At 61.5% G+C, this 6,953-nt stretch carries 7 protein-coding genes; 3 read left to right on the plus strand and 4 right to left on the minus strand.

Features of this window, described 5'->3' with window-relative positions:
- Positions 1–51: 51 nt before the first annotated feature.
- Positions 52–1,047 (minus strand): thiamine-phosphate kinase, encoded by a 996-nt coding sequence (thiL, locus tag WCA85_RS20275; RefSeq protein WP_424066665.1) that lies wholly within the window; start codon positions 1,045–1,047, stop codon positions 52–54.
- A 210-nt stretch (positions 1,048–1,257) separates the two neighbouring features.
- Here thiL and WCA85_RS20280 point away from each other — a divergent pair, with 210 nt between their 5' ends.
- From WCA85_RS20280 to WCA85_RS20290, 3 genes are all read left to right on the plus strand, one after another.
- Positions 1,258–3,552: an NADP-dependent malic enzyme gene (locus WCA85_RS20280; protein ID WP_424066666.1), complete on the plus strand. Its 2,295-nt coding sequence runs from the start codon at positions 1,258–1,260 to the stop codon at positions 3,550–3,552.
- Positions 3,553–3,912: 360 nt separating this feature from the next.
- The gene (locus WCA85_RS20285; protein WP_424066667.1) at positions 3,913–4,335 is read left to right on the plus strand and encodes a ribonuclease; all 423 of its coding nucleotides are present in this window, start codon (positions 3,913–3,915) and stop codon (positions 4,333–4,335) included.
- Positions 4,336–4,342: 7 nt separating this feature from the next.
- Positions 4,343–4,912, plus strand: coding sequence for a barstar family protein (locus WCA85_RS20290; protein WP_424066668.1), 570 nt, complete (start codon positions 4,343–4,345; stop codon positions 4,910–4,912).
- 172 nt (positions 4,913–5,084) lie between these two features.
- Here the strand turns inward: WCA85_RS20290 and WCA85_RS20295 are convergent, their stop codons facing one another.
- The 3 genes from WCA85_RS20295 to WCA85_RS20305 form a co-directional block, all read right to left on the minus strand.
- Positions 5,085–5,825: a 16S rRNA (uracil(1498)-N(3))-methyltransferase gene (locus tag WCA85_RS20295; RefSeq protein WP_424066671.1), complete on the minus strand. Its 741-nt coding sequence runs from the start codon at positions 5,823–5,825 to the stop codon at positions 5,085–5,087.
- A gap of 19 nt (positions 5,826–5,844) precedes the next feature.
- Positions 5,845–6,258 (minus strand): VOC family protein, encoded by a 414-nt coding sequence (locus WCA85_RS20300; RefSeq protein WP_424066669.1) that lies wholly within the window; start codon positions 6,256–6,258, stop codon positions 5,845–5,847.
- A 101-nt stretch (positions 6,259–6,359) separates the two neighbouring features.
- Positions 6,360–6,953 (minus strand): polyamine aminopropyltransferase (locus WCA85_RS20305; RefSeq protein ID WP_424066670.1); only part of this gene is annotated, 594 nt, incomplete at its 5' end.

Raw genomic sequence — 6,953 nt, forward strand, 5'->3', positions numbered from 1 at the left:
CCACCATGCGGTGAGCCGGAGGCGAAGTCGTCGTTCGATCCGAGCGGGGGTTCAGTCTGCATGGAAGTGGTCGAAGCCTTGCAAGCTCAAGGTGAGCGGGTTGCCGGATGCGTCGCGCCAGCTAATCGCCGGGGACGACGCTGCAGATTCAAGTGCACCTATTGTACCGATCCGGGTCACCGGAATATTTACCTCGGAGCCCGCTAACTCAATCGCCGCGCGCGCCGTGGCCGGGGCGGTAAAGCACAGTTCGTAGTCGTCGCCACCTGCCAGGGTGCAGCGCTGTTGGATCTCCGGCGCGAGCCTGCGTAGCGCGCTTGAGCGAGGCACTGCGTCAACGTCGACTTGAGCCTGCATTTGCGAGCGTTCGAGGATATGAAGCAGATCGCCTGCGAGCCCGTCCGAAAGGTCGAGCGCCGCATGCGCGATGCCGCGAAGCGCGAGGCCAAGCTGAACCCTCGGCTCAGGATATTCGAGGGCGCGGCGAAATGTCGCAGTGTCGCTGTCGTCGGCTTTCCATTCGCCTCGCAGGACACCCAGTCCGGCCCGGGCGTCGCCGAGCGCGCCGGAGATCCAGATGTCGTCGCCGGGTTGCGCGGCATCGCGTCTTAGCGCGAGCTTGGGCGGCACGCTTCCAAATACTGTCAGGCACAGGTTGAGCGGACCAGCGGTGGTATCGCCGCCGATGAGTTCGCAATCGTAGCGCTCAGCGAGTTCAAATAGGCCGCTGCTAAAGGCCGCAAGCCACTCTTCGCTCGCTTGCGGCAACGCGAAGGCGAGCGTGAAGGCCTGGGGTCTCGCACCCATCGCGGCGAGGTCTGAGAGGTTCACCGCCAAGGCTTTGTGGCCAAGCGCATGCGGATCGATATCCGGAAAGAAATGACGGCCTTCCACCAGCATGTCCGTCGAAATGGCAAGCATCTCGCCAGAACGTGGTGCGAGCAGCGCGCAATCGTCGCCGATGCCAAGCGTGCCGTCGGTGGCAATGCGAACGGTGCCGGCACGTCGAGCGAAAAAACGGTCGATTAGCGAAAACTCGGAGAGCATGATGGGGTTTCCGTGCACGGAAAAGAGCCTAACTCCGCGCATTGTAGGGTCATGATGCTGCATTGCGGCAATTACATTCCGCGAATAGATTCAGTCCGTTTTACCCTGTTCAGGTTGCGGCACCTGTGCCCGGGTTGAAGCAATCACGTCAGGGAATGGCGCTACAATGCGGTCGAACACCTATTCTAATCTGCACTCCAAGCCCGCCTTATGTCGAATCCCGTCAATAGCAAACTCCGCGAAGCCGCTCTCGATTATCACGAGTTCCCGACTCCAGGGAAGATCGCGATCGCGCCGACCAAGCAGATGATCAACCAGCGCGACCTCGCGCTGGCGTACTCGCCCGGCGTCGCGTTCGCGTGCGAAGAGATCGTCGAGAATCCGCTGAATGCGGCCCGCTTCACCGCGCGTAGTAACCTCGTCGGCGTGGTGACGAACGGCACGGCGGTGCTGGGTCTTGGCAACATCGGCCCGCTCGCCTCGAAGCCCGTCATGGAAGGCAAGGCGGTGCTGTTCAAGAAGTTCGCCGGCATCGACGTGTTCGATATCGAGTTGAACGAGTCCGACCCGCACAAGCTGGTCGAGGTGATCGCCGCGCTCGAGCCGACCTTCGGCGGCATCAACCTGGAAGACATCAAGGCGCCGGACTGCTTCATCGTCGAGCGCGAATGCCGCAAGCGCATGAAGATTCCGGTCTTCCACGACGACCAGCATGGCACGGCCATCGTCGTCGCGGCCGCAATCACCAACGGTCTGAAAGTGGTCGGCAAGGACATCAAGAAGGTCAAACTGGTGTCCTCCGGCGCGGGCGCCGCGGCGCTGGCCTGTCTGGATCTGCTGGTCGATATCGGCCTGCCGCTTGAAAACATCACGGTCACCGACCTGGCCGGCGTCGTCTACAAAGGCCGCGTCGAACTGATGGACCCGGACAAGGAGCGCTTTGCGCGCGAAACCGACGCCCGGACGCTGGCTGAAGCGATTGGCGGCGCGGATATTTTCCTGGGTCTGTCCGCTGGCGGGGTGCTGAAGCAGGACATGGTCAAGCAGATGGCCGACAAACCGCTGATTCTGGCGCTGGCCAACCCGACCCCGGAAATCCTGCCGGAACTGGCGCTTGAAGTTCGTCCCGATGCCGTGCTGTGTACGGGCCGTACCGACTATCCGAATCAGGTGAACAACGTCCTGGTGTTCCCGTTCCTGTTCCGCGGCGCGCTGGATGCCGGCGCGACGACCGTCACGCGGGAAATGGAAATTGCCGCGGTCAATGCGATTGCCGAACTGGCACGCCAGGAGCAGAGCGATATCGTCGCCACCGCGTACGGTATTCAAGACCTGTCGTTCGGGCCGGAATATCTGATTCCGAAGCCCTTTGACCCGCGTCTGATCGTCAAAGTCGCGCCGGCGGTGGCGAAAGCCGCAATGGACTCGGGCGTGGCCGAGCGGCCAATAGAGGACATGGACGCGTACGAGCAGCATCTGCAACAGTTCGTCTACCACAGCGGCACGACGATGAAGCCGATCTTCCAGCTGGCGCGCAGCGTCGAGCCGGAGAAGAAACGTATCGTCTTCGCGGAAGGCGAAGAAGAGCGCGTGCTGCGCGCACTGCAGATCATCGTCGATGAAAAGCTGGCCAAGCCGATCCTGATCGGGCGTCCAGCGGTGATCGAGCAGCGGATTGCCCGCTACGGCCTGCGCCTCGTCAACGGCCAGGACTATACGGTGGTCAATACTGACCACGACGCGCGCTATCGCGATTTCTGGCAGACGTACCACAAGCTGATGGCGAGAAAGGGCATCAGCGAGCAGATGGCCAAGCTCGAAATGCGCCGCCGCACCACGCTGATCGGCGCGATGCTGGTGGAAAAGGGTGAAGCCGACGGCATGATCTGCGGCACGATCAGCACGACGCACCGCCATCTGCACTTTATCGATCAGGTGATCGGCAAGCGCGAAGGCAGCACCGTGTACGCCGGGATGAACGGGCTGGTACTGCCGGGCCGGCAGATTTTCCTCGTCGACACGCACGTGAACGTTGATCCGACACCGGAAGAACTGGCCGAGATCACCATCATGGCGGCCGAAGAAGTGCGCCGTTTCGGCATTGAACCGAAAATCGCGCTGCTCTCGCATTCGAATTTCGGCACGAGCAACGCGCCGACCGCGTTGAAAATGCGCGAAGTGCTGGAGATCCTGCGCGAACGTGCGCCGGATCTGGAAGTGGACGGCGAAATGCACGGCGACCTCGCGCTCGACCACAACCTGCGCCGCGAAGTGCTGCCCGACTCGACGCTGGAAGGTGATGCCAACCTGCTCGTGATGCCGAACATCGACGCGGCCAACATTTCGTACAACCTGCTTAAGACGGCAGCGGGCAACAACATCGCGATTGGCCCGATCCTGCTGGGCGCAGCGAAGCCGGTACATGTGCTGACCGCCTCGGCGACGGTGCGCCGGATTGTCAACATGACGGCACTGCTGGTGGCCGATGTGATCGCTGCTCGTTAAGCGGCGGCCCGCACAACGCACTGTGCGGGCGAAAAAAAGGCGTGCCTGCAATGGGCACGCCTGTGGGTAAAGCAGGGGATTGCCTCCCAGAAGTAGGACAACGACGGCTCACCACCTCCACTAGCGTTCGGAATGGGATCTGCATTGACGCGCATTCCGATCGTTACCGTCAGGCTAATTTTATCCTGATAGAGATAAAATAATCTGTCAAAAGTCGTCAAGGCCGCGCCAGCGGGGCTTTGCGGCCGCAAGGGGGCCGTTCGTTCGGCGCACGAACGTTGATTCCGTGGGCTATTAGCGATACCCTTACGTCTTTCATGGTCGTCAAACTCGTGATTTAACAACGGGGAACCCTGCTTCATGGCGCGCAAGTGGCTCCGAAAGGGCGTGCTTCTTGGCGCCGTGACGTTTGGCAGTCTGTGCGGAAGTCTGGGTTTGGATTCTGGCGCGTTCGCGCGAGATTTCGGGACTTCCGGCAATACCGACAATCAGGTGCTGGGCACCGTCGCGGTGGCGCAGTTGCCGCGTGAAGCGGCCGATACATTGAACTTGATTGCCGCAGGCGGGCCTTACCCGTATGAGAAGGACGGCATCGTATTCGGCAACCGCGAACGGCTGCTTCCGCCGCATCGGCGCGGCTTTTATCACGAATACACCGTTCCCACGCCGCGTTCCCGCAATCGCGGCGCGCGTCGCATTGTCTGTGGGGGTCCGCTACAGCGAACCGACAATTGCTACTACTCGGACGACCACTACACCAGTTTTAATCGTATTGTTGAATGACATCGGGATGAACGGCATGAGCGAGAACATCTACGCGCACGACTCCGGAGTCGCGACTGATCTGTTCGCGGCCGGCAACGGCAATCTCTTCCAGCGCGTCATGCAGATGCGCGCGGCTGGCGACGGACGGGACACGCAGAGCGAAGCCAGCACTGTGGTTGCATCGAGCGAGGGGCCTATGAGTCTTTTCAAGACCGTACGACCGAACATCGTACAGTCGATCCGCGCGTTTCGCGTGCAGGATCTCGCCGACGAAGCCAGCCAGCTTGGCCAGCACTTCCTGTATGCGCATTGCGCGAATGCGCAGTCGAAACAGGAGGTGATGGAGACGATTGCGACCTCCTTTCTGTTTCCGAAGCACTTCGGCAAGAATTACGACGCCCTCTACGATTGCCTGACCGAACTGGTCGCCAAAGCGGGTACGCAGCCCGGCTTCGTGATCGTGCTGGAGGCATTGCCTGTTGCCCAGAAATTCGACAAGGAAGGGCGCGAGACGCTGCTCGACGTATTCCGCGAAGCGTCGGAGTACTGGGCTGAACGGAAGGTGGCGTTCCGGGTGTTTTATTCGTTCGCCTGATTTTGACGTGCGCTTGAGCGCAAATCACACCTGAATGTGGCTCAATCCAAGCGCGATAGCGTGAGCCGGCGAAATACGGATGACTGAACAAAGAAAAGGCCCGCCATCAGGCGGGCCTTTTCTTTTGGAGTGCGTCGCAACGCGAAGCGTGCCCGCAGTCAGTTTGACCTGCTTACCATCCGCCCCAGCGTGCGGCCAATGCGGCGAGTACGGCGATACCTGCCGTTTCAGTGCGCAATACGCGCGGACCGAGGCCCACGGCGGTGAAGCCGTGGCTGGTTGCAGCGGCTTCTTCGGCGGCCGAAAAGCCGCCTTCCGGTCCAATCAGCAGTGTGACTCGTCCAAGCGGCGGTGTCTCAGGCAAAGCCGTAAAGCTGATGCTTGCACGCGGTGACAGCAACAGCCGCATCTCGCCAGGTTCAGCCTCACGCGGCAGGGCGCCGAGCCAGGTGGCGATCTCACGCACTGGGGCGACGTCGGGCAGGCGATTGCGTCCGCATTGTTCGCATGACGAACGGACGATACCTTGCCAGTGCGCATGCCGACGTTGCGCCCGCTCGCCAGACAGGCGCACTACGCTACGCGTCGTGGTGAGCGGCACAAAACTCGATACCCCCAACTCGACGGCTTTTTCGATGAGCCAGTCCATCTTGTCGCCGCCGGCGATGCCCTGTGCGAGCGTCAGATGATAGGGAGCTTCGACCTCGATATCGCGAAGTTCGCGCACCCGGACGCTCGCGGAGCGCCGTTCAACTTCGACGAGTTCGGCGCTGTACTCGCCGCCTTCTCCATTGAAAAGCACGATTGAATCGCCCGGTTGCAGGCGCAGGACCAGGATGTGCCGCGTGACGTCATCGGGAAGCTGCATGATGTCGTCGGGCTTGAGAGCCGTACCGACGAAGAAGCGAGGCATCAGAAAAATACTCATTAGTTCACGAAAGGTGGCGAGCGAGCGCCCAGCGGTAGCCGTCCAGGTCTTCAACCTGGGCGAAACGGTCACCCCAGAATTGATCCTGTGGCTCGCTCAGCGATTTCGCGCCGGCGGCAAGCGCCCGCGCATAAACCGCGTCGACATCGTCGACATAGACATAGAACGATTGCGGCGCAATCGCCCCGGCGCTTTTCGGTGTTTTCGCAGTCGAGCCGAACGCGCCTTCCGGCGCGAACATCACGATCAACTGGCCTTGGTAGACCATCTCGACATGCATGACAACACCGTCGTCCTGGACGCTGTCGCGCACCTCGAAGCCGAAAGCGGCCTCATAGAACGCAATCGTGGAACGCGCGTCGCGTACCGTCAGATAAGGGGTCAACCAGGGCACACCAGCGGGTCGGAAGGCGCTCATGGGGTTCTCCGGATCTAGGAACAGCGGGGCAAGTGCAGCGCAGCCAGGCAATTGGCGCATGAGACGGCAGCGCCAACCAAACCGCACATTCTGCCGCCGCGTTACCGTACAGGCTTTAAGAATTGACTTAGTTTATCGCGCACCGCCCGGGATGCCGAGAAGAGACCGGCATGAGCGTCGGCGTCATACCACGCAAGGCCGTCGATTCGACGGGCGGCGAGACGCTCGCTGAGCTCGGCGCGGGAAAGCGCCGTAGGGTCGAGCGTGGCGCTGGCTGTCGTCATCATCCATAGCGAGCCATAAAGCGGCACGAAGGTGTTCATCGGTCGCACGACGGCGAAGGCCTTGCGCAGGTCTTCGAGCAAGGCGGCGACGCGCTGGCCGTGGAAAAACGGTGCGCCCAGGTGCATTGACAGGACCGCGTCGGGGTTCATCACGCGCTTGAGCTGCTCGTAGAACGTCGAGGTGTAGAGGCCGGCGGCCGGCGAGTCCGGCGGTGTCAGGTCGAACACGACCAGATCGAAGGTCTCTTGCGTGCCGGCGACGAAATCCGCCGCATCGCCGATCACGAGTTCGACGCGTGGATCGTCGAACGCGCCGCCGTGCACCTGCGGCAGATACTCGTGCGTGAGGCGCACGACTTCGGCGTCCAGCTCGGCCACGACGATGCGCGCAATGCTCTCGTGGCGTAGCAA

Source organism: Paraburkholderia sp. (genome assembly GCF_049581445.1).
In the GTDB taxonomy this organism is placed as follows: domain Bacteria; phylum Pseudomonadota; class Gammaproteobacteria; order Burkholderiales; family Burkholderiaceae; genus Paraburkholderia.

What these genes read in the sequence shown, in the direction of transcription:
- WCA85_RS20280 (WP_424066666.1), top strand. Translation starts at nt 1,258, where the DNA reads ATGTCGAATCCCGTCAATAGCAAACTCCGCGAAGCCGCTCTCGATTAT.
- WCA85_RS20285 (WP_424066667.1), top strand. Translation starts at nt 3,913, where the DNA reads ATGGCGCGCAAGTGGCTCCGAAAGGGCGTGCTTCTTGGCGCCGTGACG.
- WCA85_RS20295 (WP_424066671.1), bottom strand. Translation starts at nt 5,825, where the DNA reads ATGCCTCGCTTCTTCGTCGGTACGGCTCTCAAGCCCGACGACATCATG.
- WCA85_RS20300 (WP_424066669.1), bottom strand. Translation starts at nt 6,258, where the DNA reads ATGAGCGCCTTCCGACCCGCTGGTGTGCCCTGGTTGACCCCTTATCTG.
- thiL (WP_424066665.1), bottom strand. Translation starts at nt 1,047, where the DNA reads ATGCTCTCCGAGTTTTCGCTAATCGACCGTTTTTTCGCTCGACGTGCC.
- WCA85_RS20290 (WP_424066668.1), top strand. Translation starts at nt 4,343, where the DNA reads ATGAACGGCATGAGCGAGAACATCTACGCGCACGACTCCGGAGTCGCG.